Annotated in this window: 27 protein-coding genes and 1 pseudogene; 16 read left to right on the top strand and 12 right to left on the bottom strand. The window is 73.2% G+C overall.

The annotated features are described in order from the left end of the window. The first annotated feature begins 39 nt into the window (after positions 1–39). Together V6U79_RS04710 and V6U79_RS04705 are read left to right on the top strand one after the other, a co-directional pair. Positions 40–504 (top strand): DUF4383 domain-containing protein, encoded by a 465-nt coding sequence (locus tag V6U79_RS04710; protein WP_334526052.1) that lies wholly within the window; start codon positions 40–42, stop codon positions 502–504. Positions 505–595: 91 nt separating this feature from the next. Continuing rightward, positions 596–1,339 (top strand): ATP-binding protein, encoded by a 744-nt coding sequence (locus V6U79_RS04705; RefSeq protein WP_334526050.1) that lies wholly within the window; start codon positions 596–598, stop codon positions 1,337–1,339. 202 nt (positions 1,340–1,541) lie between these two features. Here the strand turns inward: V6U79_RS04705 and V6U79_RS04700 are convergent, their stop codons facing one another. Together V6U79_RS04700 and V6U79_RS04695 are read right to left on the bottom strand one after the other, a co-directional pair. Then, the gene (locus tag V6U79_RS04700) at positions 1,542–2,681 is read right to left on the bottom strand and encodes a SigB/SigF/SigG family RNA polymerase sigma factor (protein ID WP_334526048.1); all 1,140 of its coding nucleotides are present in this window, start codon (positions 2,679–2,681) and stop codon (positions 1,542–1,544) included. A 277-nt stretch (positions 2,682–2,958) separates the two neighbouring features. Continuing rightward, positions 2,959–4,371: a hypothetical protein gene (locus V6U79_RS04695; RefSeq protein ID WP_442933321.1), complete on the bottom strand. Its 1,413-nt coding sequence runs from the start codon at positions 4,369–4,371 to the stop codon at positions 2,959–2,961. A gap of 205 nt (positions 4,372–4,576) precedes the next feature. Between V6U79_RS04695 and V6U79_RS04690 the strand changes: the two genes are divergently transcribed. Next, positions 4,577–4,807 carry a CDGSH iron-sulfur domain-containing protein gene (locus V6U79_RS04690; RefSeq protein ID WP_334526045.1) on the top strand — a complete coding sequence of 77 codons (231 nt, stop codon included), beginning with the start codon at positions 4,577–4,579 and terminating at the stop codon, positions 4,805–4,807. 171 nt (positions 4,808–4,978) lie between these two features. Here the strand turns inward: V6U79_RS04690 and V6U79_RS04685 are convergent, their stop codons facing one another. The 3 genes from V6U79_RS04685 to V6U79_RS04675 are packed head-to-tail and all read right to left on the bottom strand — an operon-like array spanning position 4,979 to position 8,957. Next, positions 4,979–6,031: an iron-containing redox enzyme family protein gene (locus V6U79_RS04685; protein ID WP_334526042.1), complete on the bottom strand. Its 1,053-nt coding sequence runs from the start codon at positions 6,029–6,031 to the stop codon at positions 4,979–4,981. Positions 6,032–6,082: 51 nt separating this feature from the next. Continuing rightward, positions 6,083–7,846, bottom strand: coding sequence for a thiamine pyrophosphate-binding protein (locus V6U79_RS04680; RefSeq protein WP_334526040.1), 1,764 nt, complete (start codon positions 7,844–7,846; stop codon positions 6,083–6,085). Continuing rightward, positions 7,839–8,957: a baeRF2 domain-containing protein gene (locus V6U79_RS04675; RefSeq protein WP_334526037.1), complete on the bottom strand. Its 1,119-nt coding sequence runs from the start codon at positions 8,955–8,957 to the stop codon at positions 7,839–7,841. Before V6U79_RS04675 ends, V6U79_RS04680 begins: the two co-directional genes overlap by 8 nt. A 145-nt stretch (positions 8,958–9,102) precedes the next feature. Here V6U79_RS04675 and V6U79_RS04670 point away from each other — a divergent pair, with 145 nt between their 5' ends. Continuing rightward, positions 9,103–9,651: a hypothetical protein gene (locus V6U79_RS04670; protein WP_334613839.1), complete on the top strand. Its 549-nt coding sequence runs from the start codon at positions 9,103–9,105 to the stop codon at positions 9,649–9,651. Positions 9,652–9,688: 37 nt separating this feature from the next. After that, a complete protein-coding gene (locus tag V6U79_RS04665; RefSeq protein ID WP_334613595.1) occupies positions 9,689–10,549 on the top strand; it encodes an alpha/beta fold hydrolase in 861 nt (286 codons plus the stop codon). 19 nt (positions 10,550–10,568) lie between these two features. On the opposite strand, the gene V6U79_RS04660 is transcribed toward V6U79_RS04665, so the two are convergent. Continuing rightward, complete coding sequence (locus V6U79_RS04660; RefSeq protein ID WP_334526030.1) at positions 10,569–10,907, bottom strand: DUF3817 domain-containing protein; 339 nt, start codon at positions 10,905–10,907, stop codon at positions 10,569–10,571. Between the two features lie 161 nt (positions 10,908–11,068). On the opposite strand from V6U79_RS04660, the gene V6U79_RS04655 reads away from it, so the two are divergent. Both V6U79_RS04655 and wrbA read left to right on the top strand, forming a co-directional pair. Next, positions 11,069–12,547 carry a glutamate-cysteine ligase family protein gene (locus V6U79_RS04655; protein ID WP_334526028.1) on the top strand — a complete coding sequence of 493 codons (1,479 nt, stop codon included), beginning with the start codon at positions 11,069–11,071 and terminating at the stop codon, positions 12,545–12,547. A gap of 478 nt (positions 12,548–13,025) precedes the next feature. After that, positions 13,026–13,625 (top strand): NAD(P)H:quinone oxidoreductase, encoded by a 600-nt coding sequence (gene wrbA, locus V6U79_RS04650; RefSeq protein ID WP_334526026.1) that lies wholly within the window; start codon positions 13,026–13,028, stop codon positions 13,623–13,625. Positions 13,626–13,695: 70 nt separating this feature from the next. On the opposite strand, the gene V6U79_RS04645 is transcribed toward wrbA, so the two are convergent. Continuing rightward, positions 13,696–13,950, bottom strand: coding sequence for a hypothetical protein (locus V6U79_RS04645; RefSeq protein ID WP_334526024.1), 255 nt, complete (start codon positions 13,948–13,950; stop codon positions 13,696–13,698). A gap of 239 nt (positions 13,951–14,189) precedes the next feature. Between V6U79_RS04645 and V6U79_RS04640 the strand changes: the two genes are divergently transcribed. From V6U79_RS04640 to V6U79_RS04625, 4 genes are all read left to right on the top strand, one after another. Next, on the top strand, positions 14,190–14,465 hold the full coding sequence (locus V6U79_RS04640; protein ID WP_334526022.1) for an ArsR/SmtB family transcription factor: 276 nt from the start codon (positions 14,190–14,192) through the stop codon (positions 14,463–14,465). Between the two features lie 244 nt (positions 14,466–14,709). Then, entirely contained in the window at positions 14,710–15,144 is a 435-nt protein-coding gene (locus tag V6U79_RS04635; RefSeq protein ID WP_334526020.1) for a DUF2975 domain-containing protein, read from the top strand. Beyond that, positions 15,144–15,365, top strand: a complete 222-nt coding sequence (locus tag V6U79_RS04630) for a helix-turn-helix domain-containing protein (protein ID WP_334526018.1) — start codon at positions 15,144–15,146, stop codon at positions 15,363–15,365. Before V6U79_RS04635 ends, V6U79_RS04630 begins: the two co-directional genes overlap by 1 nt. Further along, entirely contained in the window at positions 15,362–15,538 is a 177-nt protein-coding gene (locus tag V6U79_RS04625; RefSeq protein WP_334526016.1) for a hypothetical protein, read from the top strand. Before V6U79_RS04630 ends, V6U79_RS04625 begins: the two co-directional genes overlap by 4 nt. On the opposite strand, the gene V6U79_RS04620 is transcribed toward V6U79_RS04625, so the two are convergent. Then, complete coding sequence (locus V6U79_RS04620) at positions 15,535–16,242, bottom strand: hypothetical protein (RefSeq protein ID WP_334526014.1); 708 nt, start codon at positions 16,240–16,242, stop codon at positions 15,535–15,537. The two genes, V6U79_RS04625 and V6U79_RS04620, sit on opposite strands and share 4 nt — an antisense overlap. Next, entirely contained in the window at positions 16,235–16,738 is a 504-nt protein-coding gene (locus V6U79_RS04615; protein WP_334526011.1) for a SigE family RNA polymerase sigma factor, read from the bottom strand. The genes V6U79_RS04620 and V6U79_RS04615 overlap by 8 nt, the downstream gene beginning before the upstream one ends. A gap of 217 nt (positions 16,739–16,955) precedes the next feature. Between V6U79_RS04615 and V6U79_RS04610 the strand changes: the two genes are divergently transcribed. The 3 genes from V6U79_RS04610 (at position 16,956) to V6U79_RS04600 (ending at position 21,371) form a co-directional block, all read left to right on the top strand. Beyond that, positions 16,956–20,144 carry a S8 family peptidase gene (locus tag V6U79_RS04610; RefSeq protein ID WP_334526008.1) on the top strand — a complete coding sequence of 1,063 codons (3,189 nt, stop codon included), beginning with the start codon at positions 16,956–16,958 and terminating at the stop codon, positions 20,142–20,144. 211 nt (positions 20,145–20,355) lie between these two features. After that, positions 20,356–21,030 (top strand): hypothetical protein, encoded by a 675-nt coding sequence (locus tag V6U79_RS04605; RefSeq protein WP_334526005.1) that lies wholly within the window; start codon positions 20,356–20,358, stop codon positions 21,028–21,030. Continuing rightward, positions 20,991–21,371 (top strand): integrase core domain-containing protein, encoded by a 381-nt coding sequence (locus V6U79_RS04600; protein WP_334526002.1) that lies wholly within the window; start codon positions 20,991–20,993, stop codon positions 21,369–21,371. Before V6U79_RS04605 ends, V6U79_RS04600 begins: the two co-directional genes overlap by 40 nt. 126 nt (positions 21,372–21,497) lie before the next feature. Here the strand turns inward: V6U79_RS04600 and V6U79_RS04595 are convergent, their stop codons facing one another. Genes V6U79_RS04595 through V6U79_RS04585 form a run of 3 tightly spaced genes read right to left on the bottom strand, consistent with a single transcriptional unit; the run spans position 21,498 to position 23,763 of the window. After that, positions 21,498–22,475, bottom strand: a complete 978-nt coding sequence (locus tag V6U79_RS04595) for an ABC-2 membrane transporter-related protein (protein WP_334613594.1) — start codon at positions 22,473–22,475, stop codon at positions 21,498–21,500. Continuing rightward, complete coding sequence (locus tag V6U79_RS04590) at positions 22,472–23,371, bottom strand: ABC transporter ATP-binding protein (protein ID WP_334613592.1); 900 nt, start codon at positions 23,369–23,371, stop codon at positions 22,472–22,474. Before V6U79_RS04590 ends, V6U79_RS04595 begins: the two co-directional genes overlap by 4 nt. Further along, the gene (locus V6U79_RS04585; RefSeq protein WP_334613590.1) at positions 23,368–23,763 is read right to left on the bottom strand and encodes a GntR family transcriptional regulator; all 396 of its coding nucleotides are present in this window, start codon (positions 23,761–23,763) and stop codon (positions 23,368–23,370) included. The genes V6U79_RS04590 and V6U79_RS04585 overlap by 4 nt, the downstream gene beginning before the upstream one ends. A 366-nt stretch (positions 23,764–24,129) precedes the next feature. On the opposite strand from V6U79_RS04585, the pseudogene V6U79_RS04580 reads away from it, so the two are divergent. Then, a pseudogene (locus V6U79_RS04580) lies at positions 24,130–24,293 on the top strand (ABC transporter ATP-binding protein); the annotation flags it as partial. 159 nt (positions 24,294–24,452) lie between these two features. Further along, on the top strand, positions 24,453–25,091 hold the full coding sequence (locus V6U79_RS04575; protein WP_334613838.1) for an SAM-dependent methyltransferase: 639 nt from the start codon (positions 24,453–24,455) through the stop codon (positions 25,089–25,091). Positions 25,092–25,252: the final 161 nt, after the last annotated feature.

Genomic DNA, 25,252 nt, shown 5'->3' with positions numbered 1-25,252 from the left:
GGGGCAGGGAAGTCGGCGGCGCGACGGAGGGAGTCCGCGATGGCCGGTCCGATGGCCCACGCCCGAGCCCGGCGGAACCCGGCCGACGGCCGGGCCCCGGTGCGCCGGGCCGCGGCGACCGCGGCCGTGGTCTTCCTGCTCGTCGGCGCGCTCGGCTTCCTGCCGGGGATCACCAGCGACTACGCCGACCTGCGGCTGGCCGGGCACCGGTCCGGGGCCCGGCTGTTCGGGGTGTTCCAGGTCTCCGTGCTGCACAACCTCGTGCACCTGGCCTTCGGGGTGGCCGGTCTGGCGCTGGCCCGGACCGTCGCCGGGGCGCGGGCCTTCCTCATCGGCGGCGGCGCGGTCTATCTCGTGCTGTGGCTCTACGGGATCGCCGTCGACCACGCCAGCGCGGGGAACTTCCTGCCGGTCAACCGGGCGGACGACTGGCTGCACCTGGGCCTGGGGCTGGCCATGATCGGCCTCGGGCTGGTCACCCGGCGCGCCGGCCGGCGCGGCTGAGCTGGGCGGATCACCCGGTCGGTCCGGTTTCGCCCCGCAAGTCGACGGGTAGTTCGAGGGTCCTGAGCATCCAGTGGAAGCGAGGGGCCCCATGGCGAGCCGGATCACCTGCGAGGTCCGCGACGAGTCCGGTGTGACCGTCGTCGGGCTGCGTGGCGCGCTCGACCTGGGCACCATGCGTTCGGTGTACACGGTGCTGGACCACTGTCTCGGCAGCCAGCCGGACGCGCTCGTGGTCGACCTCGGCGGCGTCACCGTCGTGGATCCGCTCGCCCTGTCCGTCTTCGCGGCCACCGCCCGGCAGGCCGCCGACTGGCCGTCCGTGCCGGTGGTGCTCTGCTCCGCCCCGCCCGACGCCGCCGCCTGGCTCGCCGAGTCCACCGCCTGCCGGGTGGTGCCGGTCCGCCGGACCTGCGCCGAGGCCACCCGGGCCGCCGGGGCGGCGGCCTCGCCGCGGCTGCGGGCCCGGCTAGATCCGGTCGCCGGCGCCTGCCGGCGGGCCCGGGAGCTGGTCGGCGACGCCTGCGGCCGGTGGAACCTGCCCGAGCTGGTGGGGCCCGCGTCGCTGGTGCTCAGCGAACTGGTCGGCAACGTCGTCCGGCACGCGCACACCCCGATGCAGGTGACGCTGACCCTGCGCCGGCCCTACCTGCACGTGGCGGTGGCCGACGGCAGCCGTACGGCGGCCCGGGCCGACAGCGCGGACCGGTACGCCGAGGGCGGCCGGGGACTCATGCTGGTACGGGAGATGACCCAGCGCTGGGGCAGCCACCCGCACGGCGACGGAAAGGTGGTCTGGGCCGTCCTGCCGGCGAACCGACCGGCAGCAGCCTGATCGAACCGCCCTGCTGCTCCGGCTGGTTCGCCGGGCCGGTGCGCCATCCGCGCAGCGGGAGAACAGCAAGCCTCCACACGCGACGTAAGGCCGGCCCCCAACGGGCGCCGGCCCCACGTCGTCGTCTCGTCCGACCGAACACGCGGTCCCCCGGGTGCGCGCCGCTCCTCTCCCACCGCCACCAGGGCGGGTGGGGTGGGGTTCAGGCCTCGACGGTGGCGGGCAGGCCGGCGGCGGTCAGGGAACGACGTACCGCCGGACGTACCCGGGTGAGGCGCAGCGGGACGCCGGTGCGTTCGGCCGCGTCCCGGCCCGCCATCAGCGCGGCGATGCCGCCGGCGTCGACCCCGCCCGCGCCGTCCAGGTCCACCACCACCTCGCGGGGCTGGCCGGTCACCGCCTCCAGCATCACCTTGCGCAGCTGGTCGGCGCCGTCCCGGTCGATCTCGCCGCCGATCTCCACCAGCACCCGGTCTCCGGTGCGCTTGAGCGCGATCCGGTTGCGGCCGGTCTCCGACTCGGCGGCGCCGTTCTGCCAGGGTGGCGGCGCGTCGGCGAGCATCGCCTGGCGCAGCCAGGTCAACGCCCGGGAGAGCAGCCGGGAGACGTGCATCTGGGAGATGCCGAACCGGGCGGCGATCTCCGCCTGGGTCTGGTTGCCGTAGAAGCGCATGGCCAGGATGCGCCGCTCCCGCCAGGGCAGCCGGTGCAGCAGCCCACTGACCGTCACCCGGTCGTCGACCGATTCGAGGGCGTTGTCCGACTCGCCGACCAGGTCGCCGAACTCGGCCGAGCTCTCCCCGCCCACCGGGGCGTTGAGCGACGCCGGGCTGTACCCGGCGGCCGACTCCAGCGCCGCCAGGATCTCCTCCTCCGGGGTCTCCAACCGCGCGGCCAGCTCGGCCACGCTCGGCGCCCGGGACAGCTCGCTGGTCAACGCCGCCGTGGCCTGCCCGACCTCCAGGATCAGGTCGCGCAGCCGGCGGGGCACGTGCACCCCCCAGGTGCGGTCGCGGAAGTGCCGCTTGATCTCCCCCACGATGGTGATCGCCGCGTACGCGGTGAACGACCCCCGCTCCGGGTCGTACCGGTCGACGGCGTTGACCAGGCCGAGCCGCGCCACCTGCTCCAGATCCTCCAGCGGCTCACCCCGCCCCCGGTAGCGGCGGGCCAGCCGCCCGGCGAAGGGCAGCGCGAAGCGCACGAGGTCGTCCCGCGCCTCCTGCCGCCGCTCGGGTGGCAGCCCGGCGATCCGCGCGGCGTACGCGATCGCCGCCGCGTCCAGGTCCTCCAGGCCGCGTTCAGTCGGCGGTGGTGTGGTTGTGGTGGTCTGTCCGAACATCCGCGCCTCCCTCAGGAAGGTCCCCCGCCCGGATAGGAACCGGTCGCGCGTGGTCGGGCCACGCACCGGGCCGGAAGTTGGGTCACGCCACGCCCGGTGTCACCGGGCGCGCGGGAGCGAACGACCACCCGCCACACGGCGTGATCAGGCCGTCGCAGCGAGCGGTGTTCCCGCTCCCCAGGTACTCAATCACGGGACCCCGGGTTCGCGAGGATGTTTCGGTACGCTGGGTCCGCCGGGCCGGCGCGGCGGCACCCGACATCCCTTTCCTGGCTGGTCAGGACAGGGTCAGCCCCAGCGGGGCACCCGCCTCACGCAGCCCGTCGAGAGCGTCCGCGAAGGCCAACGGGGGCGGCGTCGGCAGGTCGTACGGCTGGCAGCGAAGCACCTCGGTGGCCCGGCGGGTGGGCACCGGGGAGACCGGGTACCCGCGCGCCGCGGTCCGGTCCAGTGCCCGGCGCCGCCGCCCGAAGGCCGCCACCGCGAGCCACTGCGGCAGCCCCGCCAGGGCCGGCGAGCGCAGCCCGGGCGACTCGGGCAGCACGTCCACCGAGCTGAACGGCTCGCTGCCGGCGAGCCACCACTCCGCCCCCTCGACGCTGCGGCGGGTCGCGTTCTCGCACCAGTACGGCACCAACCCGGCCCGGACCACCTGCCACGGGTCGAGCAGCCGGCCGCACTCCACCACCAGCCGGTCACCGGTCTTGCCGGCCCGCCGCAGCCAGCGCCGGTACAGGTCGGCCGTGGCCGCGCTCAACGCCGCCGGCTGAGGGAAGAACACCTGGTGCAGGGCGTGACCGCGGGGCTGCGCCCATTGTCGGGCGACCGTCTCGAAGCCCTCCTCCACCCCCTGCTCGCTCTGCTCACCAGCGGCGGAGACCTCCGGCGGCTCCCAGAGCGCCCGGTCCCCGCCGACCGCGCGGAGCAGCTGGCGCAGCGCGTGCGAATCCGGATGGAAGTCCACCGGATCCAGGCCGCTGGCCGGGCAGCCGAGCTGGAAGCTGTGCCCCTGCCCCGGGTCCAGCACCGGCCAGCTGCGGCCGTCGCGGACCAGCAGCAGCGACGCCCCGGGCTCCAGCCGGTCGGCCAGGAACCGCGCGTACGCCAGCGGCAGCGTCCGCCAGCGGGCGGTCAGCGACACGGTCTGCCCGGCCACCGCGCCCCGGCTGGCCGGGCAGTGCACCTGGCGTACGTGCAGGCCCGGGTTCGCGGCGACCAGCCCGGCGGCCAGGCCGGCGCCGTGGTCGAGGGCGGCCCGGGGCCGGTCCACCGAACCGTGCGTCCAGTGCACGGCCATCTCGAAGGCGGCGGGCAGCCACGGGACGCCCAGCGCCACCGCCAGGTGCACCGCCGACGCGTGCGGAGAACCCAGCACCACCCCCGGGTAACGGCGCCGGGGATACTGGTCGACGATCCACCGGGCCACCCGCTCCGCGTCGACCTCCGCGGTCTGCGCCGGGGTGAGCGCCACCCGTCCGGCCGCCCGCGCTGCGGCCGCGCGGCGCACCGACTCGGGGGCCGGGGTGAACCGGGACAGCGCGGTGGGCTGCCCGACGTCGGCGCAGTCCGCGCCGCGCAGCGCCCGCGCCGCCGCGGCCACCAGCACCCGGGCGGTGCTCCCCACCGCCACCACCCGGTCCCCGGCCAGGCCGGCGCCGTCGGCCGTCAGCCCCGCCTGCACCTTGGGCACCGGCCCCACCTTGCCTCTGTCGCTCACCACGCGGCCCGGCTTCCCGTCCCTCTGGGGTCTAAACGGGGCATCCACCACCGGGCGGGCGCAATCGCCGGGGCGGTGGCGGTACGCCGGTCGGGGTGATCGGGCACCGGGACCGCCCACCGTGGACCGGCTGCCACGACCGCGTTTCGACGGTGCCGGCACGGGCACATCGGGACGCATGAGCGCCGAGCACCCCTCCGCCGACGCGGCGGCCACGATCACCCCTTACCAGGACGGTCCACTGCTGGTGCGGGGCGATTTCGCCCTGGTCACCCCCGAGGGACGGACCATCGACGCCCGGCGGGGGACGGTGGCGCTGTGCCGGTGCGGCAAGTCGGCGCTGAAGCCGTTCTGCGACGGCACCCACAAGGCGGTCAACTTCCGCGCCGGCACGGACCGGGAAGGCTGAGGCGCACCCCGGGCGCGGCGGCTGCGTCACGCTCCCGCGCCCACGGCGCCCGAATCAGGCCGCGCCGCGTGATCGCACCGGGTACCGGACACCCCGGTGAGCGCGTCCTGTGTTGTGACACGCACGACCTGGCGCCGCGACCGCCGACGCGAAGATCACACCGAGACTCTCTCAGGCCGCGACGGCGACGGACGCCGCGTCCGGCGCGGGGCGCAGCGATGACCCGCCGGCGGCCCAGCTGTCCAGCAGGTGCGCGGCGAAGAGCCGGTCCACCGCCAGCGCGGCGGCGGCGCCCAGGAGCACGTCCTCGGCGAGCGCCGGTTCGGCGCGGACCAGGCCGCCGCAGAGGTCGTACGCGGCGATCTGCTCGTGCACCGCGTCGGCCTCCACGTGCTCGTCGTAGAAGCGGGTGGCCAGCTCGTCCAGGCCGAGGCGGCGCAGCCCGTTGCCGTACCGGCGGTTGGGCAGCGAGGAGGTCATCTCGAAGGCGGCCAGGTGACCCACGAGCGCGCCGCGCAACCGGCGGTGCAGCCCGAACAGGGAGATCAGGTTGTTGGTGGCCAGGGTGATCGCCGGCACCCGGTCCAGGTGGGCGGCGTACCCGGTGTCCAGGCCGAGCCGGTCGAGGGTGAGCCGGAACAGCTCGGCGTGCATCCGCTCCAGCCGGCCGTTGCCGTACTCGTCCATCTGGATTTCCACCAGCGCGGCCTTCGCCGCGCCGCCGAGCCGGGGCAGCGCCCAGGTGTGCGCGTCGGCCTCACGCAGGTGGTAGATCGAGCGGTGCGCGACGAACTCGCGGAACTGTTCCAGGGTCGCCGAGCGCTGCAGGGCACCGGCGAGCGACGGCCCGTCGTCGGCGGCCACCACCCCCGCCAGCGCCTGCGGCACCCCATCGGGCAGCGCCGCCGGCAGCGGACCCACCAGCCGGCGCACCGCCGTCTCGAAGTGACGCTCCGCCTCGGCCCGCAGGGCCAGCAGCGACGGCTGCCACTCCCAGTCCTCGTCGACGCCCTCCCAGCCCCGGTAGTGCAGCTCGTAGCAGAGGAAGAGGGTCAGCTGGAGGTCCTCGTCACCGATCGGGTCGTCCGCGTCGAACCCCGCCCCGAGACCCGCGGGCAGGTCGTGGGGCGGTTGCCGCAGCGCGTCCAGCACGGCGGCGGAGACCGGGCCGCGGGGCATCGGCAGCGGCGCGGGGCCGTGACGGCGGTCGACCGGATCGGACATGGAACCTCCAGTGGTGACGGAACTCGGAGGAAGTGCCCTCCCGGGGATCGACTAAACGAGGTCCTCCGCCTCCACGCCGACCTGCGCGTCCAGCACCTGTTCGCGAACCCGGCGGGCGGCGTCCCCGTCGGCGAAGAGCCCACGCAGGTCGGCCAGGGCCGGCTCCGGCGGGTGCAGCGGCACGGCCGGGTCCACCACCGCCTCCAGCACACACGGGCGGTCCGCGGCGAAGGCCTCGTCCCAGGCCGCGCCGACCAGCTCCGGCCGGTCCACCCGGACCCCGTGCAGGCCGAGCAGCCGGGCCCAGCCGGCGTACGGCACGTCCGGTCGCCGCCCGCCGGTGGCCCCGGGCAGGTGCCGGCCGCCGGCCATGCCGGACTGGTCGCGGTTGTTGAGCACCAGCACCACCAGCCGCGGGTCGGTCCACTCCCGCCACCGGTGGGCCACCGTGATCAGCTCGGCGAGGCCGTTGAGCTGCATCGCCCCGTCCCCCAGCAGCGCCACGACCGGCTCGTCCGGGCGGGCCAGCTTCGCGGCGACCGCGTACGGCAGCGCGCAGCCCATCGAGCCGAGGGTGCCGCAGAGCTGCGCGTTCACCCCGGGCGGCAGCTCCAGATGCCGGGCGTACCAGTAGATGACCGAGCCGACGTCGACGGCGACCGCGCCCCGGCGCGGCAGCCGGGTGGACAGCTCGTGGAGCACCAGTTGCGGGTTGACCGGCTCGGCGGCCGCGCCGGCCCGGTCGGCGGCCTCCTGCCGCCACCGGTCCACGGAGCCCTCGACCGTCGCCCGCCACGACCGGTTGGGCTCGTCGCGCACCCGGCTCAGCAGCGCGCGCAGCGTCTCGCCGGCGTCGCCCACCAGCGGCACGTCCACCGGGTAGTGGGTGCCGATCCGCCGCCCGTCGATGTCGATCTGCACGGTACGGGCCTGCCCGGGCATCGGGAACCATTCCGTCCACGGGTTGTTGGTGCCGATCAGCAGCAGGGTGTCCGCCCCGCCCATCAGCTGCGCGGCGGCGGTGGTGCCGACCTCGCCGAGCACGCCGGTGTGGAAGGGCAGCCGCTCGTCCAGCACCGGCTTGCCGAGCAGCGAGGTGGCCACGCCGGCGCCGAGCCGGTCGGCGAGCGCGACGATCTCGTCCTCGGCGCCCCGGCCACCCTGACCCACCAGGATCGCCACCCGCTGACCGATGGTCAGCAGCGACGCCGCCGCGTCCAGGTCGGCGTCGTGCGGCAGCACCCGGGCCAGCGGCTCGCCGGGCGTCGCGGTGAGCACGCCGGCGCGGTGCTCCTGGAGGTCGGGTACGCCGGCCAGCTGCAACTCCCGGGGCAGCACCACGCAGGTCGGGCTGCGGGTGGCCGCGGCGGTCCGGAACGCCTGGTCGAGCAGGACGGGCACCTGGCCCGGCGCCCGCCCGTACCGGACGAACTGGTTGCACACGTCGCCGAAGAGCCGACTCAGCCCGATCTCCTCGTGCGCGCCGCCGAGCGGACCGGTGATGTCCTCGCCCACGATCGCCACCACCGGCTTGCTGTCCAGCTTGGCGTCGTACAGGCCGTTGAGCAGGTGCACCGCGCTGGGGCCCTGGGTGGCCAGGCAGACCCCGATCCCGCCGGTGAACTTGGCGTGGCCGGTGGCCATGAAGGCGGCCGTCTCCTCGTGGCGGGCCGGGACGAACTCGGGGTCCCCTCCGGCGCCGTCCAACGCCCGCAGCAGCGGGGTGATCGCCTCCCCCGGGCAGCCGAAGGCGCGCGGCACCCGCCAGGCCCGGAGCCGGTCCACCACCAGGTCCGCTACCGTCCGCTCAGCCATTGCCGCGCCCCGGGGTGCCGGCGTCGACGTAGCGCAGCACCGCGCCGACGCCGTCGGTGAGGTCGGGCGCCTCGTCGCGCCCGAGGACGGTCAGCTCGGCGTCCGTGCCGACCAGGGCGCGCAGCAGCGCCGCGTCGGCGCGTACCTGCTGCGGCTCGCCGACCGCGGGGAGCTGCTCCGGCCCGGTGGCGATGTCGGTGGCCCGGGGGCCGATCCAGAGCCGCCCGGTGGCCGACGGGTCGTCCACGATGAGCATGTTGTCGACCTGGTTGCGTTGCAGGGCGGCGACGACGGCGTCCAGTCCCTCCCCGACGTCCTCCTGCATGCCGAAGCGGTCCAGCGTGGTGGCGACCCGCTGCTCGGCCACCTCGGCGATGGTCTGCACGGTGATGTCGTCCATCGCGGTCAGGTCGGCGCCGCCGCCGCGCGCGCCGGCGTCGGTACGCACCACCATGTCCTGCCAGCGAGGTGGGAGCTGGGCGGCGATCATTCCGGTGGCCCGGACGTCGCCGGCCACCACGAGCACGTCGGCGCCGACGTTCTCGGCCAGTTGGACGGTCGCCGCCACGGTGTCGCCCGCGTTGTGGTGCCAGGCCTCGACCGCCGAGCGCTGGTAGCGGGACTGGGACCAGCCCCCCGGTTGCACCCGGCGCAGCTGGTGGTTCTCCCGCCCCTGGATGTGGGCCCGGCGCGGCACACCGCCGGCACTCACCGCCATCGCGTCGGCGCCGGTGCGGTCGGCCAGCACCCGCACCCAGGCGACCTGCTCCCCCCGCTGGGCGACCAGCGGCATGGTGTGCGGCAGGGAGGACCAGACGGCGAGGTCCTTGAGCGGCGGAGCGGTGAGGTACTCGGTGAGCACCACCCGTCCCTGGGTGGCGAAGACGGCCACGCCGTAATCCCCGGGCATCGGGTCGTGGCCGCGCACCACCCGCTCGACCGCCTCGATGGTCACCGCGTCGGCGCCCTGCGCCAGCAGGTGCCCCTTGAGGGCCCGCCAGCGCAGGTCGACCTGCGGGTGCGCGTCGTGGGTGTCCCGGGAGGCGTCCAGGTAGACCGAGCACCACGGCCCGGGACGGTCGTAGAGCGGACGCAGGAAGGACAGCTGCATGCTCGTGACCCCTTTCCAGCTCGGCCGCCCGCTTACCCGCGCCACCCGGGATGTCACCTCCGTCGACGGTCGAGCGTGACGTCGGTTCATTCACGCCGTTCGACCCGGGGTGCCGATACCATCTGTGCACGCATCCGGACTCTCGGTGGTGAACATGGACAGCGACCTGCACATCCGCGTGGTACGCCCGACCCAGCGGATCCTCACCGGGCGGGTGGTGCGGCTGTTGGAGGGCTACCCCCGGGAGATCAAGGTGGGGCAGCCGGTCCTGGTCGCGGTGCTGACCGCGGCGAGCGTGGTGGGGCTGCTGATGCTGCTGGTACGCACCCTGCTCTCCACCGGGGGCGGCGGCGCGCGCCGGAGCTGGAAGGACCTCAAGAAGGGGCCGGAGTTCCTGGTCACCCCGTTGCGGGTACGCGACGGCACCGGCCTGATCTACGAGGTGGAGCTGCACGGCCACCTGCCGCAGAGCGCCCTGCACCCCGCCGACCACGTGCAGCTGACCCTGCGCCCGCAGCCCGACCAGGACCTGCCGCCCCGGGTGGAGCGGATCGTCAACGTCACCACCGGGCAGCTGCTCACCCCGCGTACCGCCACGGTCTGGTCGCACCTCGGGCCGCCGCTGCTGCTCCAGGCGGTGCTCGGCGCGGTGCTGGTCGCCGGGATCGCCGTCTGGTCGTTCGTCACCGGCTGACGGTTTCCGCCGCCGTCCGGGCGGGCACCGGGCAGTGATGTTCCCCGGATTCACCCTCGAGGAGATCGACGTCGGCCCGGTCCGGCTGCGGATGCGGCACGGCGGGTCCGGTCCACCGGTGGTGCTGCTGCACGGGCATCCCCGTACCCACGCGACCTGGCACCGGGTCGCGCCGCTGCTCGCCGACCGGCACACGGTGATCTGCCCGGACCTGCGCGGGTACGGCGGGTCGTCCAAGCCGCCCGGCGGCGACGACCACTCCGGGTACGCGAAGCGGGCGATGGCGGCCGACGTGGTCGGCCTGCTCGACGTGCTGGGCCACCGGCGCGCGGCGGTGGTGGGTCACGACCGCGGCTGCTACGTGGCGATGCGGACGGCGCTGGACCACCCGGAGCGGGTGAGCCGGCTCGCGGTGCTCGACGGGGTGCCGATCGGCGAGGCCCTGGCGCGCTGCGACGCCCGGTTCGCCGCGGCGTGGTGGCACTGGTTCTTCCTCGGCCAGCTCGACAAGCCCGCCGAACGGGTGATCAACGCCGACCCGGACGCCTGGTACGGCGGCTCGCCGGAGCGGATGGGCGAGGAGGCGTACGCCGACTACCGGCGGGCGATCCACGACCCGGCCACCGTGCACGCGATGTGCGAGGACTACCGGGCGGGACTCGGCCCGGACCGGGCGGCCGACGACGCCGACCGGGCCGCCGGGCGGCGGATCGGCTGTCCGACGCTGTTCTGCTGGTCCGAGCGGGACGACATGGTCGCGCTGTACGGGGACCCGGTGGCGATCTGGCGGCGGTGGGCGCCCGACCTGCGGGCCGCGTCGATCGACTCGGGGCACCACATGGCCGAGGAGGCGCCGGAGCGGTTGGCGGCGGAGCTGGCCGCGTTCCTGGCCGGGTGAGCGCCGACCGGCGGGCGGGTCAGCCGACCGACGTCAGCGGGCGGGTCGGCTCGGCGGCGGTGCGCAGCAGGCCGCGGCGGCGGGCCCAGCGCTCGAAGATCAGGGTGGCGAAGGGCGGGACCGCGCAGACCAGCGCGACGAAGGTCGTCCCGAGGCCCCAGCGGTGCAGCCGGGCGACCGCCAGCACCAGCAGTCCGTACGCGACGAAGAGCGCGCCGTGCACCGGCCCGAAGATCTGCACCCCGATCTCGTTGGCCGGCGGGCCGTACTTGACCGCCATCCCGGCCAGCAGGGCCAGCCAGGAGCACGCCTCGGCGATCGCCGCCGCCACGAACAACCGGGTCGTCTTCTCACGCATCCGGCCATGGTAACGAGCCGGTCGCCCGCAGAGGCCGGCACGACGTACGGCGCGACGGGGATCACCCGGGCCAGGATGGGTACGTAAAGAGCCCTTCGGGTCTTCCCCGCCCCGCTGTCGCATGCGAGGTTAGGGGGACCAACGGTGACAGGGTGGTGACCATGGGCGAGGACGTCGGCGTACGCACGTTCAGTCGGGAGGACCGGGCCCGCTACCGCGAGAAGGTCCGCAGCTGCCTGGACGTCTTCGCCGAGATGCTGCGCGAGTCGCGCTTCGACGTCGAGCGGCCGATGACCGGCCTGGAGATCGAGCTGAACCTGGTCGACGAGGAGTCCATGCCGGCGATGCGCAACGCCGACGTGCTGGCCGCCATCGCCGACCCGGCCTTCCAGACCGAGCTGGGCCAGTTCAACGTGGAGATCAACGTGGCGCCCCGCCGGCTCGCCGGGACCGGCACCGCGCAGTTCGAGGAGCACGTCCGGGCCAGCCTGAACGCCGCCGAGGAGAAGGCCCGCACGGTCGGCGCGCACATGGTCATGATCGGCATCCTGCCCACCCTGCGCCCGGAGCACCTGACCGCGCGGACGCTCTCGGCCAACCCGCGCTACGCGCTGCTCAACGAGCAGATCTTCGCCGCCCGTGGGGAGGACCTGCCGATCGCCATCAGCGGGGTGGAGCGGCTGGCGGTCACCGCGGACACCATCACCCCGGAGGCGGCCTGCACCAGCACCCAGTTTCACCTCCAGGTCAGCCCGGCCCAGTTCGCCGACTACTGGAACGCCGCCCAGACCGTCGCCGGCATCCAGGTGGCCCTGGGCGCCAACTCCCCGCTGCTGTTCGGTCGGGAGCTGTGGCGGGAGACCCGCATCCCGCTGTTCCAGCAGGCCACCGACACCCGCCCGGAGGAGATCAAGGCCCAGGGGGTACGCCCCCGCGTCTGGTTCGGCGAACGCTGGATCACCAACGTCTTCGACCTGTTCGAGGAGAACGTCCGCTACTTCCCGGCGCTGCTGCCGGTCTGCGACCAGGAGGACCCGGCCAAGGCGCTGGCCGAGGGGGGCGTTCCCAAGCTCGCCGAGCTGCGGTTGCACAACGGCACCATCTACCGCTGGAACCGGCCGGTGTACGACGTGCTCAAGGGCCGGCCGCACCTGCGGGTGGAGAACCGGGTACTGCCGGCCGGCCCGACGGTGCTGGACACCGTCGCCAACGGCGCGTTCTACTTCGGGCTGGTCCGGGCCCTCGCCGAGTCGGACCGGCCGCTGTGGTCGCAGATGTCGTTCAGCGCCGCCGAGGAGAACTTCACCAACTGCGCCCGGCACGGCATCGACGCGCAGGTCTTCTGGCCCGGCCTGGGCTACCTGCCGGTCACCGAGCTGGTGCTGCGGCGGCTGCTGCCGCTGGCGTACCACGGGCTGGACCGCTGGGGGCTCGACCCGGCCGAACGGGACCGGCTGCTCGCCATCATCGAGCAGCGCTGTCTGACCGGCCGCAACGGCGCCACCTGGCAGGTGGAGACGCTGCACCGGCTGGAGTCCGCCGACCACCTGGACCGGCCGGCGGCGCTGCGCGAGGTGGTCCGCCACTACGTGGACCTGATGCACAGCAACCGACCGGTCCACGAGTGGCCGATCCCCTGACCCCGGTGCCCCGCGCTGCCGCTCCCGGCAACGCGGTCGCCGCGCTCGGTCCGGGGCTCAGCCGCGGCGGGCGCCCTCCGCGTCGACGATCTGCCGGACACCCGGAGCGACCGCTGGGCTCAGCGTCCGGATGACGGTGGCCTGGCGGACGGACGAGACCTCGCCGCTGGTGCACTCGTTCGTCGCGTCCTGCCGCGCCGCGGCGAACGCGCTGGTCGCCGCGCACGGCGACATCTGGACGCCGGCCTGACCCGCTGGCCGACCCGTCACACCCGCCTGACCGCGCCTCGTGCAGCCGACCACGATCCCGTCTTCCGATGGGTGCGACGGAGTCATCCGGCCGAGGCCGTGCGCCGTCATTTCCGATCAAGGAGGATGCGGTGAAATCGTCGCTAAGCGCCGCGAAAGGCGCATACGCTGGGACTCGCTGAGCCAACCAGCTGCCCTGCGGGTGGCAGCCACACCAGGAGAAAATGCCATGACCAGCGTCAAGCTCTCCGTCATCTACTACTCGGCTACCGGGACCGTCCATGCGATGGCCGAGCGCCTGGCCGAAGCGGGGCAGAAGGCCGGCGCTGAGGTCCGCCTTCGGCAGTGTCCCGAGCTCGCTCCCGAGGAGGCCATCGCCTCCAACGCGGCATGGAGCCAACACTTCGACCGGACCAAGAACGAGCCGAAGGCCACCGCGGATGACGTCGTCTGGGCTGATGCCGTGCTGTTCGGCACCCCGGTCCGCTACGGCAACGTCTCCAGCCAGCTCAAACAATTCCTCGACACGCTTGGCCCGCAGTGGGTGCAGGGTCTGCTGGCCGACAAGGTGTACGCGGGCTTCACGGCCGCGCAGACGGCCCACGGCGGCCAGGAGGCGACGTTGCTGGCGCTCTACAACACCATCTATCACTTCGGCGGCGTCATCGTGCCGCCCGGCTACACCGACCCGTTGAAGTTCGCCGACGGAAACCCCTACGGGGTCTCGCACGGCACGGGCGGCAACAACACCGACCCGCTGACCCAGGTGCAGTTCGCCGCCCTCGATCACATGGCGCAGCGGGTGGTCCGCTACGCCGGCAGACGCTGACCCCTGACAACGGCACTGATGTCGATGATCGCCTCCGCGGAGGACGGCGAGGCGTCGCTCCCCATCGCCGTCACCCACCGGCACCGTCCGTGGCTCCATCCGTCCGCCGGGGCGACGTCGACCGCTGGGCACCGGATGCAGTGGGACGCACCCGACGGACGAAGCGTGGACGCCGGTCCACGCGCGCGGCGAGGGCGGCCATGACGTGCGCGGCGTCGCGTCCCACGCCGCGCAGGGTGTTCGAGGCGAAGGAACGCTGGAATTCCAGCCCCAGGTAGACCAGGCCGGGGTGGGTGGTGGAGATGCCGCCCACCTGCCGGGGCACGCCCGACGCCGTCCGCGGTGAAGCGGAGGAACATCTGCCGCCGGGGAAGCTCGCCTGCGGCGATGGCGTCGCGGTAGCGGCCGGTGTCCAGCACCGTGGCATGCCGGACGAGCCGGGTGACGACCGCGCGCGGTAGCCGGTCACCGCCGGTGACGCGCAGCCAGTGGTGCAGGTCCCGGCCTCGGATGCGCTGCGGCAGGAACCGGACCCGGCGCGCGGGTCGCCAGCGTCACCCGGGCGTGTGCGCTGAGCAGGAGTTCCTCAAGGCCCTCGGCAGCCCTACCCGGCAGCGGATCATGATGCTGTTCGCGCGTGGCGCCGAGATGTCCGTGGGTGAGGTGGCCGAGCGGATCGGCATCAGCCAGGCCACGGCGTCGCAGCAGTTGATGCTGCTGCGCCGCGGCGGTGTCGTCACCCCGCGGCGGGACGGCAAGACGGTGTTCTACCGAGCCGACCGCGACGGCGCCCTCGCCGCCCTCGCGGATCTGCGGTCCTATCTGGCGACCTGCTGCTGATCAGCCGCACCGGACACGGCACCGCTCACTGACTGCCGCTCGCCAGGCCGGCGAGGCACACCGGACGCACGACGCCAACCGCACGCCCCATTCCGCCGCAGGCCGACCCCTGCCGGTTCAGCCGAGACGCGCGTCATCCGGACGGGCAGTCCACCCAGCGCCTATTGACTTTCGATAGGTAACGAGTGATAGTCGATGCATGCTTACGGCTCATCGGGCGGTAACCGCCCTCAGGATCTTCCTCGTGCTGTTGTTCGGGGTGCTCGTCCTGTTCCAGACCATGTCGTTGCCCGGCCAGTTCGCCCACATGGCCCGGGAGTCGCCGGACATGGCGTACCTGCGCTGGCCGGCCACCGCCGTGACGGTGTTCTGGGTGCTCTGCGTCCAGGTGGTGATCGTGGCCACCTGGAAGCTGCTCACCCTGGTCAAGAACGACCGCATCTTCACCCCGGCCGCCCTGGCCTGGGTGGACGCGATCGTGTGGGCCATCGCCGCGGCCTGGGTGGTGCTCGTGGGGGTCTTCCTCTACGTCGGGTTCAACGCGAACGACCCCGGGCTCCCGCTGTTGCTGTTCCTCATGACGATCGGCGTCACCGTGCTGGGGCTGCTGATGGTGGTCATGCGCGCGCTGCTGCGCCAGGCCACCACGCTGCGCACCGACATGGAAGCGGTGATCTGATGCCCATCGTCGTGCGCATCGACGTGCAGCTGGCCAAACGCAAGATGAGCGTGGGCGAGTTCGCCGAACGGGTCGGCCTCACCCCGGCCAACGTCGCGGTGCTGAAGAACGGCCGGGCCAAGGCCGTGCGCTTCAGCACCCTGGAAGCCATGTGCCGGGTGCTCGACTGCCAGCCCGGCGACCTCCTCGAATGGGTCGACGAAGAAGGAGAAACCCGATGAAGTACCTGCTCGCCCTGGTCGCCGTCCTCGCCGTCGCACTCGGCGTCGCCGCCGTCGTGTACGGGGAGGCCGACGACTCGCCGGGCCTCCAGTTGCTGGGCGGCCTGCTCGTCATCGCCGTGGTGGGGTTCGGCGTACGGCTGGCCCGACGCGGCCGGAAGCGGGTCGGTTAGGCCCCGGCGGGCCCCCGGTCCTGGAACTCGTACGTGGTGGTGAGCGCCTCGGGCAGGTCGGGGACGAGGGCGTTGGTGCCGTCGACGACCTGCACGTAGCGCCGGCCGTGGAAGATCGACCAGCTCCCGTCGGCGACCCGCTCGATCGTGAAGAGCTGCGTCTGCGCGGCCGGGTCACAGGCCCGGCCGCGTACGCTGCCCGGCGCGGCGTCGTGCACGACGGTCATGCAGGCTTCCCCGGTGCCACCCGGCGTGGCCAGCACGATGCGGAACCGGTCCCCCTCGGGGCGCAGCACCCACAGCGCCCGGTCGTCGACGCCCCGCTCGGTGGTGGCCCGCACCCGGTCGTCGTCCGGGCCGATCGCCAACGCCGCCCCGCCCATGCCGGGCACCACGATCAGCACCTGCCGCCGGCCGGCGAGGATCTCTTCCGGTCCCGCCGAGGCGGTCGGGGCGGCGACGACCGGCGGCGGGACCGGGCCGGCCGGCTCGACCGTACGGTCCGGCGGCGCGGCCTGGTCCCGCCCCGGCAGCAGGGTGGTGGCAGCGGCCAGGAGCAGCACGGACAGCGCCAGGCCGTAGCCGGCCGCCCGACGGCGCCGACGCTGGTCGCCGCGGCGGCGCAACGTCTGCGCCGCGGGCAGCGTCGTGACTCGCTGGACCCGGTCGGCGATCGCCGTGAGGTGGTCGTGCGGATCAACCATGGGAGGCCCTTTCCTGGTGTGCCTCGGTGAGCATCCCGGCCATCGCTCGGCGGCCCCGGGCGAGGTACGACTTGACGGTCCCGACGGGCACCTGCATCTCGGCCGCGACCTCGGCGACGCTGAGATCGTTCAGGTGGTGCAGCACGACGGCACGGCGCTGGTTGGCACTGAGTTGTTGCAGCGCCTGCAACAGGGCGACGTGATCCTCGTTGAGTCCGGGCACGCTCTGGTCGACGGCGGCGGCCCGACGGTGGGCCCGGACCCGGTTGAAGGTCTTGCGCCAACTGCTCACCGCCGCGCGGGAGGCGACCCGGCGGACCCACGCCTCCGGGCTGTCCGCCTCCCGCACCGTCGCCCAGCGCTGCCAGGCCCGGGTGAAGGCCTCGGCGACCGCATCCTCGGCCTCGCTGCGGTTGCCGGTCAGCGCGTAGACGTGACCCACGATCCGGCCCGCGCAGGCCGCGTAGAACGCGTCGAACTCTTCGGCGTCACGCATCTGACCACTGTCCCCCGACGCCTCGTCCCGTGATCACCGCCGCATGCAACCCGGCGGGGAACCCCGAACGCAGCCGCGCGGGCACAAATGTGAGCACCGTCACACATCGGATGATCAACCGGCCGACCGGTCCAGGCGTCATCGTGCCGTCCCGGGAAAGGCCCGTGGCGGAGAGGACGATGTGCGACGACGGCAACGACGCGCCCTGACAGCCGGTGTGCTCACGACCGCGCTGACGGTGGCCGGCCTGACCGCTCCCCCGGCGGACGCGCAGGAGCGGCCGGAGGCGAGGGGGGTCACCGGACCCCGCGGCACCTTCACGTTGGTCACCGGGGATCGGGTGTCGCTCGACGCCGGCGGTCACCTGGACATCCAGCGGGGACCGGGACGGGCCGGCATGCGGTTCGTGACCAGCCAGGAGGGGGGCCACCGGTACGTGGTCCCGGTCGACGCGGTGCCGCTGCTGCGCGACGGGCGACTCGACCGGCGGCTGTTCGACCTCACCACGCTCGGCGAGTTCGGCTACGACGACCGGACGGCGGAGCTGCCGCTGCTGGTCGCGTACCCGAAGGACAAGCCGGCGCGGGCGCGGTCCGCCGCCGACGACGCCGCCCGGGTGCGGGCCGACCTGCCCGCCGCCGACGCGCTGGCCGTGCGGGCGGGCCGGGACGACCGGGCCGCGCTCTGGGCGTCCCTGACCCGGGGTACGCCGTCGCAGCGCACGCTCGCCGCCGGGGTCACCCGGGTGTGGCTGGACGGCAAGCGCCGGGTCGCCCTGGAGCACAGCGTGCCGCACATCGGCGCCCCGGCGGCCTGGCAGGCCGGCTTCGACGGCAGCGGCGTCACGGTCGGCGTGCTGGACACCGGGATCGACGCCGGCCACCCCGACTTCGCCGGGCACCTGACCGAGGTCCGGGACTTCACCGGCGGCGACAATCCCGGGGACGACGTCGGCCACGGCACCCACGTGGCGTCGACCATCATGGGCAGCGGCGCCGCCTCCGGCGGCCGGAACCGCGGCGTGGCGCCGGGCGCGAAGCTGGTCGTCGGCAAGGTCTGCGCCACCTACGACTGCCTGGACTCGGACATCATCACCGGGATGGAGTGGGCCGCGTCGCGGGCTCGGGTGGTCAACATGAGCGTGGGCGGCGTCGACACGCCGGTTCTGGACCCGCTGGAGACCGCCGTCCAGGACCTGAGTCACCGCTACGGCACGCTCTTCGTGGCCGCCGCCGGCAACGAGGGCAAGCCGAAGTCGGTCTCCTCACCGGCCTCCGCGGACGACGCCCTCGCCGTCGCCGCCGTCGACGCCGACGACCAGCGGGCGTACTTCTCCAGCCGGGGTCCCCGCGTCGGCGACAACCACATCAAGCCCGAGATCAGCGCGCCGGGCGTCGACATCGAGGCGGCCGCCCCCGGCGGCGGTTACGCCACCCTGTCCGGCACGTCGATGGCGACCCCGCACGTGGCGGGCTCGGCCGCGATCCTCGCCGGCCAGCACCCGGACTGGTCCGGCCGGCAGCTCAAGGCCGCCCTGATGAACTCGGCCGAGCCGGCCGGCGACGCCAGCCGCTACGAGCAGGGCGCGGGCCGGCTGGACATCGGCCGCGCGGTCGCCCAGCCGGTCGTCTCCGACACCGCCGTCATCGACTTCCCGGTGCAGCGCTGGCCGCACGCCGACGACGCCCCGATCACGCGGGTCGTCGGCTACCGCAACACCGGCACCACGCCGGTCACCCTGTCGCTGGCCGTCGGCCCGACCCCGGCCGGCATGATCACCGTCAGCCCGACCACGCTGGTGGTGCCGGCCGGCGGCCACGCCGAGGCGACGATCACCGTGGACACCCGGGTGGAGGCCGCCGACGGCGTCTACCACGGCGCGCTGACCGCCACCGGCGCCGGGGACCTGCGGGTACGGACGCCGTTCGCGCTCAACCGGGAGATCGAGAGCTACGACGTCCGGCTCGACCACACCGGGCGCGACGGCGCACCGGCCACCGAGTACGAGACCACGGCGGCGGACCTCAGCACCGGCGAGTTCACCAAGCTGGCCGGGCAGCCGGGCGGCGGCACGATGCGGCTGCCCAAGGGCCGCTACGCGCTGTACAGCACCATCCACGAGGGCACCGCCTCCACCCTGCTCGCGCAGCCGGTGCTGGACGTGCGCGGCCCGCTCACCCAGGCGCTGGACGCCCGTACGGCCCGACCGGTCTCGCTGACCGTGCCCCAGCCGGACGCCGCGCCGCTGGCGATCAACGTGACCGCGAACTGGGACGACGGCATCCGCTACCCCGGGGTGGGGCTCAGCGGGGCGTCGTTCGCGGACGTCTTCTTCGGCCGGATCGGGCCCGCCGTCGCGGCCCCCGAGTTCACCTCGATGCTGGGCATCGGGCTCGCCCGCCCCGGCCCCGATCGGACCTTCCGCAACAGCCCCTACACCTACGACCTGGCGTATGTCCGCCAGGGCGACATGTTCACGGGCCTGACCAGGAAGCTCTCAGCGGAGAACCTCGCCACCGTCAAGGCGACCTACCGGAGCCAGTCGACCGCCGCGACCGCGGTCCGCTTCCACCGGGCGGCCTCCCCCGCCGGCGGCCCGATCGGTTCGAACACGTCGATCGACCTGCCGTTCCGCGCCACCGAGTACTACAACACCGACGGTGGACTCGTCTGGACGTCCACCTTCCTGGAGGGCGAGAACCTCACCACGCAGGAGTCCACCTTCCAGCCGGGCCGGACGTACACCCAGACCTGGAACGCGGCGCCCTTCGGGCCCACCATGAACGGGGCCCCGGCCCTGGCGTCGCTGGGGTACGCGGGCCGCGACGGCGACTTCATCGTCGTCGAGCCGCCCCTGTTCGGCGACGCGACCGGCCGCCCCGGCAGCCGCTACGACGTGCCGATCCGCCTCCGGTTGTCGCGCGACGGTGAGGAGATCGCCACCGCCGACGGCCCGTTCGCCGAGTTCCAGGTGCCGGCCGGCAAGGCCACCTACACCCTGGAGGCGACCGCCACCCGCGGCGCCCCGGACACCCTGTCGACGTCGGTCTCGGTGGCCTGGACCTTCACCTCGGCGCACACGTCGACGCCGCAGCGGCTGCCCCTGACGACGGCCCGGCCGACGCCCGTACTCGACGACACCAACACGGCCCGGGCGGGCCGGACGATGACCATCCCGGTGGCACTCGACCGGCACGCGGGCTCGACGGCCGCGCCGAACCGCACGCTCGGCGTCTCCGCGTCCTTCGACGACGGCCGGACGTGGGCGGCGTTGCCGGTCACCCGGGGCGTCGCCCGCATCACCCACCCGCGGCAGCCCGGCTTCGTGTCGCTGCGCCTGACGGCCACCGACACCGCCGGCAACACGGTGACGCAGACGATCCAGCGGGCCTACCGGATCGCCTGACCCACTGCCCGGTCCGGGGGCGGCGGCCGCGTGCCGCCGCCCCCGGACTGTTACGCCCGCCAGCCGGGCTCGGTCAGCTGGCCCGTGAGAATCCCGGTGCGGGTCTCTGCCGCGCCCGTTCTTCATGTCCAATGGACGGAATCATCGGCGTCTCACCCGGGCGGCCACCAACACCTACGTGGCCTACCCCTCTACCTGGTCGAGGAGCACATTGCGCCACATCTCAAGCTTCGACTTCGGTCTGACCGACTTCGCCGGCCGGTTCCACCAGGACTGGGGCTATGAGGGGTCGGCCGAAGAACTCGTCGGCCGGCTGCTCGGCCCGGAGACGGATCCAAGCGTGGTCGAGGAGCTCCGGAGCGACGCCTCGTTGATGCGGTCAAGGCTGACTACGGAAGAGATCGAGACGTTGTGGGCCGCAGGCACCGGCGGCAACTTTCGGTTCGGCCCGGACGGCGCCTGGCCGTCCGGGTCTGCCTGGCTCGACAGGATCAGCGAAGCCTGCGACTGGTGGCTCAACACCTACGGTGCGCCGGATCCACAGCCAGAGCTGGCGCCGGATCTGACCGACGCAGTCGATGCCGAGATAACCGCCATGACGGCGTCCTTACCGGAGCCGATGGACCCAGGTCGCGCGGTGGCGGAGGCTCTCCACCGATGCGTCCGAGCCTGCTCCCCGGATCTTGCCCTCCGCTGGAGCCTGCGTATCGCAGGACAGCGCCGTTGGCCGTTGGAACGGGGCCAGTACGAACGCCTGATCGCGCTTGGTGAGCTACTTGAGTACGGCGAGTTCATCGTCTCCGATGTCGAGTTCCTAGTAGTAGGGAGAGAGTCAGAGGAGAGCGTTTGGCCCTCGGCTACGACTGGTTCCTCAATCTGCACGTAGGCGTACCCGTACGGGCGGCCTCCCGCTTCAGCGACCGCGGCGCCCAGTACGGCAGCGCCGGTTTCGCCGGCGCCTGCCACCGCCACGGCGTACGCCGCTCCAGGGGCCGCATCGGCTCATCGTTCGACAACGCCCTCGCGGAGGCGTTCTTCGCCACCCTCAAACGCGAACTCGCCGTCGACCATCGACGCTGGAACAGCGAGGCCGACGCCCGACGCGACATCTTCCGCTGGATCGCCTTCTACAACCACCGCCGTCGCCACTCCGCCCTCGGCTACCGCAGCCCCGCCGAGTACGAACGAACCCTCGAACCCACTACGCTGCTACCGATCGCGGCATAACCCGGTGTCCACACCCCCGAGGGAATCCCAGCTCTGCCATCCACACAGCGTGAACGTCGACACGCCGCCCGGCCGACAAGCCGAACAGCGTGTCAACCAACACCGTGAACGATTGTGGTCAGGGCACTAGATCATACGGCGCCGTACCCGCCACACCACCACACCGATCAGGACCGCCGCGACGGCGACGAACAGGGCCGCCTCGATGAGCTGGAACGTCCAGAACCGGTCGGCCGGGTGGTAGACCCCGAACTGCTGGATGCCCCGCGCGTGCAGGAACTGGTTGAGGTTGGTGCCGGCCCGGTTGGCGGCGCCCTCCAGCTCGTAGTACTCGGTCCAGCTCAGCCTGCGCCCGGTGGCGTCTGCGTAGCCGTGTTCGATCATCCAGTCAGCGAAGCTGGACACGGGCCGGTGCCCCGCCTGGTCCCTCGAGCCGCCGACGGGGACCGGCTCCATGGTGGTGAGCGGCGTGGCGTACGCGGGACGGGCCAACAGCGCCACCGCCATCCGGGCGGCGAGGAACGCCCCGAACGCGACGCCGAACGCGGGCAGGCTGCGCCGCAGGATCGCCCCGGCGGCGGTGGCGACGCCGAACGCGAACAGCGCGTACGCCACCGGAACAAGTCCCTCCAGGTCGAAGGCGTCGTACTGGAACCGCCCTTCCCACGCGTCGAATGGCTGACGGAACCAGGTGAGCACCGCGGTGAACATCCCGGTGAGCGTGACGGTGACGCCGGCCAGTGCCGCGAGCTTGGCCGCCAGCCAGCGCATCCGCGGCACGGCCTGCGTCCAGGCGAGCTGCCAGGTGCCGTCCTCCAGTTCGCGCGCGAGCAGCGGCGCACCGAGGAACGCACCGATGACGACGGGGACCAGATAGAAGCCCGCCAGGAGGTTCTCGACGTACCCGTACTCCTCGTCGAGCCGGCGGAAGGAGGCCGCGCAGGCCTCGTTGATACCGGCCTCCCCCGCACACCGGGCGGGACCGCCGGGGAACAGGTCGTGGGCCTGCGTCCCGAGCACGAGCAGGGCAATGCCGAACATGCCGACAAGCAGACCCAGGACGCAGACCTCGGTCCGGTGCTGGCGCCAGATCAACCACGTCATGCCGCCACCCCCGACGTGACCGCGGCGCTCGGCTCGGACGGCCGGCGCAGGTACGCCAGCACCAGGTCCTCCAGCGCGACCGGCTGGGCCTGCCACCCAGGCGCGGCCGGGATCGCGCCGTCGCGTACCAGCAGGGTCGTGTGCCGGTCGCTGTGGACGGCCTCCACGACGGCGCCGGCCCGGTCGAGGTCGGTGGCCGTGCGCGGGCCGACGAGCAGCCGGTGCTCGGCGAGGAGGGTGTCGATGTCACCGGCGAGCGTGACCCGGCCGTGGTTGAGCACGACCAGGTGGTCGCAGACGCGCTCCAGCTCGTGCACGACGTGGGACGAGAACAGGACGGTCACCCCGCCTTCGGCCACCGCGCCCATGAGGACCTGCAGGAACTCGTGCCGGGCCAGCGGGTCGAGGCTGGCCACCGGCTCGTCGAGGACGAGCAGGTCCGGCCGCTTCGCCAGGGCCAGAGCCAACGCGACCTGGGCCTGCTGCCCGCCGGAGAGCGTACCGGCCCTGCGGTCGAGCGGGATGCCCATCTTCGCCAACCGGCGCTCGGCCAGCCCCTGGTCGAACCGCAGGTTGCAGGCCCGGCCGAAGCGGAGCATCTCGGCGACGGTGAAGCGCTTGTACAGCGGGTGGTCCTGGGCCAGGAACCCGACCCGGGACAGAGCCTGCGGGGTGCTGGCGGTGACGTCGTGGCCGAGGACCTCCACCGTGCCGGTGCTCGGTGCCAGCAACCCGACGACCAGGCGCAGCAGCGTGGTCTTGCCCGCACCGTTCGGCCCGACCAGGGCGATCACGCCGCCCGCCGGCAGGGCCAGGGTGCAGTCGCGCAGCGCCCAGCCCCTCCGGTACCGCTTGCCCACACCGTCGGTGCGCAGCGCGAACTCGGTCGCTGTCACGCCACTTCCTCATTCCTCGTCTGCTGGTGGACGGAAGTAAAAAGCGCGTTGACCGCCTGCTCGTCGAGGCCGGCCGCGTAGGCGCGGCGCAGCCAGGTCGCCAGGCCGCGGCGCAGCGACGTGTACGTCGATGCCGACATCGCGGCCGACTGCTGTTCATTGACGAACGTGCCCTGGCCGGGCCGGCCGGTGACCAGGTTCTCCTGCTCCATCTGCCGGTACGCCTTGGCGACGGTGTTCGGATTGATCGCCAGGTCCTCGACCACCTCGCGGATGAGCGGGAGGCGGTCGCCGGGTTGGAGAAAGCCCAGCAGCACCGCCTGGCGGACCTGCTGGACGAGTTGCAGGTACGGCGGCACGCCGGAGTGGGTGTCGAGCCGGAAGACGAACACGGTAGCCCCTTACTGCTTTCCTAGTACCTTAGTAAAGCAGCACGTTGGCGGTCAAGAGAGCCGACGCGCCCGCACGACCGCGGCACCGGATCCGGGCGCACGCCTGCCCCGACCGCCGGCGGGGTACCCGCGCGGTCGGGGCGCGGCGGCGACAGTGACAACGGACCGGCGATGTACGCGATGAGGCAGCTGGCCGCGTGGACCGCGGCTGGGGCACGTATCGGTATGGCCGTCCTCGGTGGCGTGGCGGGATGGAACTTGCTCCACTGCCGGGCCCAGGGGGTGCTCTCGGCCGGGAAGACGTAGTTGTTGACCGTGGCCCCGGTGACCAAGGACAGGCCGCCGGAAACCAGGAACCTTCGTATCGTGGCGGGCGTGGACGCACCTGAACTCACCGCCCTACAGGAACGCGCCGCCTGCGGGCCGCCGCCCGGGCGGGTGGCGCCGACCGGCTGCGCGGCCACATCGTCTGTGACGGGCTGGTCCTCATCTTCAAGGCCGAAGGGGTCGAGGCCGTCGCCCTACAGGGCTTTCGCCGCCCGGTACTCGGCCGGCAGTCGCCGCCACCCCGGCCGCCGCACCATTCGCCGATTCCCCGGCGTCGCCCAGCCCAACTACGGCGGCCTGCGCTCTGTCTGTATCCCCGAACGGGGCATCCGTCTCCGCTGCGCTCTGGGAAGATGATTCAGATGACCGCCCAGACTCACTGGCAGGCGTGGCACGAACCCTATGCCGATGAGACTTCCCCGCTGTCGCGTCGCCTGCGGCTGGTGCAGCAGCACATCGCCTCGTGGCTTGATCACCGTTCGGGCGAGGGGCTGACTGTGGTGAGCGCGTGCGCCGGGCAGGGCCACGACCTGATCGGTGTTCTCGCCTCAAGGGCTGATGCTCGTCGGCTACACGGCACCCTGCTCGAGTACGACGCGGGCAACGTGGCCGCCGCTCAAGCCGCCGCCGACCAGGCCGGGCTCTCCAATCTCGTCATCAAGCAGGCAGACGCGGGCCAGCTCTCTTCGTACGTCGGTGCGGTTCCGGCCGATCTGGTGCTCATGGTCGGGGTCTTCGGCAACATTTCCGACGCCGACGTGAAGCGATCGATTGCTGCCCTGCCCCAGCTGTGCGCAGCGGGCGCCACGGTGATCTGGACCAGGACACGACGGGCACCGGACCTGACGCCAACCGTGCGGGGGTGGCTTCGGGACGCAGGCTTCGCGGAGGTGGAGTTCCACGCTCCGGACGACGTGCGATTCTCTGTCGGCGTTCACCTGTTCGAAGGCACGCCGCAGCCCGTGAACGCCACCGGGACGATCTTTACGTTCCTGCGCTGACGGGTGATGCGCTGCATCGGAGTGACACCAACGATTTGGGCATCAAAGTCACCTCCGCACGCTAACCGGAGCACGCCCGCTCACCGCTCCCCCGGCTCGGAACCAGCATCGGTGATTTGGGGCAAGGCTTCCGTCACCACCGCCACCCCGGATCGGTCGTG

Source organism: Micromonospora psammae (genome assembly GCF_036902725.1).
In the GTDB taxonomy this organism is placed as follows: Bacteria; Actinomycetota; Actinomycetes; order Mycobacteriales; family Micromonosporaceae; genus Micromonospora.
Note: the sequence above shows the minus strand (reverse complement) of the source record. Positions and strands in the feature narration are given on the sequence as shown.

What these genes read in the sequence shown, in the direction of transcription:
- V6U79_RS04655 (WP_334526028.1), top strand. Translation starts at nt 11,069, where the DNA reads ATGGGCGAGGACGTCGGCGTACGCACGTTCAGTCGGGAGGACCGGGCC.
- V6U79_RS04705 (WP_334526050.1), top strand. Translation starts at nt 596, where the DNA reads ATGGCGAGCCGGATCACCTGCGAGGTCCGCGACGAGTCCGGTGTGACC.
- V6U79_RS04595 (WP_334613594.1), bottom strand. Translation starts at nt 22,475, where the DNA reads ATGACGTGGTTGATCTGGCGCCAGCACCGGACCGAGGTCTGCGTCCTG.
- V6U79_RS04675 (WP_334526037.1), bottom strand. Translation starts at nt 8,957, where the DNA reads ATGCAGCTGTCCTTCCTGCGTCCGCTCTACGACCGTCCCGGGCCGTGG.
- V6U79_RS04710 (WP_334526052.1), top strand. Translation starts at nt 40, where the DNA reads ATGGCCGGTCCGATGGCCCACGCCCGAGCCCGGCGGAACCCGGCCGAC.
- V6U79_RS04690 (WP_334526045.1), top strand. Translation starts at nt 4,577, where the DNA reads ATGAGCGCCGAGCACCCCTCCGCCGACGCGGCGGCCACGATCACCCCT.
- V6U79_RS04680 (WP_334526040.1), bottom strand. Translation starts at nt 7,846, where the DNA reads ATGGCTGAGCGGACGGTAGCGGACCTGGTGGTGGACCGGCTCCGGGCC.
- V6U79_RS04615 (WP_334526011.1), bottom strand. Translation starts at nt 16,738, where the DNA reads ATGCGTGACGCCGAAGAGTTCGACGCGTTCTACGCGGCCTGCGCGGGC.
- V6U79_RS04575 (WP_334613838.1), top strand. Translation starts at nt 24,453, where the DNA reads ATGACCGCCCAGACTCACTGGCAGGCGTGGCACGAACCCTATGCCGAT.
- V6U79_RS04700 (WP_334526048.1), bottom strand. Translation starts at nt 2,681, where the DNA reads ATGTTCGGACAGACCACCACAACCACACCACCGCCGACTGAACGCGGC.
- V6U79_RS04665 (WP_334613595.1), top strand. Translation starts at nt 9,689, where the DNA reads ATGTTCCCCGGATTCACCCTCGAGGAGATCGACGTCGGCCCGGTCCGG.
- V6U79_RS04630 (WP_334526018.1), top strand. Translation starts at nt 15,144, where the DNA reads ATGCCCATCGTCGTGCGCATCGACGTGCAGCTGGCCAAACGCAAGATG.
- V6U79_RS04685 (WP_334526042.1), bottom strand. Translation starts at nt 6,031, where the DNA reads ATGTCCGATCCGGTCGACCGCCGTCACGGCCCCGCGCCGCTGCCGATG.
- V6U79_RS04620 (WP_334526014.1), bottom strand. Translation starts at nt 16,242, where the DNA reads ATGGTTGATCCGCACGACCACCTCACGGCGATCGCCGACCGGGTCCAG.
- wrbA (WP_334526026.1), top strand. Translation starts at nt 13,026, where the DNA reads ATGACCAGCGTCAAGCTCTCCGTCATCTACTACTCGGCTACCGGGACC.
- V6U79_RS04625 (WP_334526016.1), top strand. Translation starts at nt 15,362, where the DNA reads ATGAAGTACCTGCTCGCCCTGGTCGCCGTCCTCGCCGTCGCACTCGGC.
- V6U79_RS04660 (WP_334526030.1), bottom strand. Translation starts at nt 10,907, where the DNA reads ATGCGTGAGAAGACGACCCGGTTGTTCGTGGCGGCGGCGATCGCCGAG.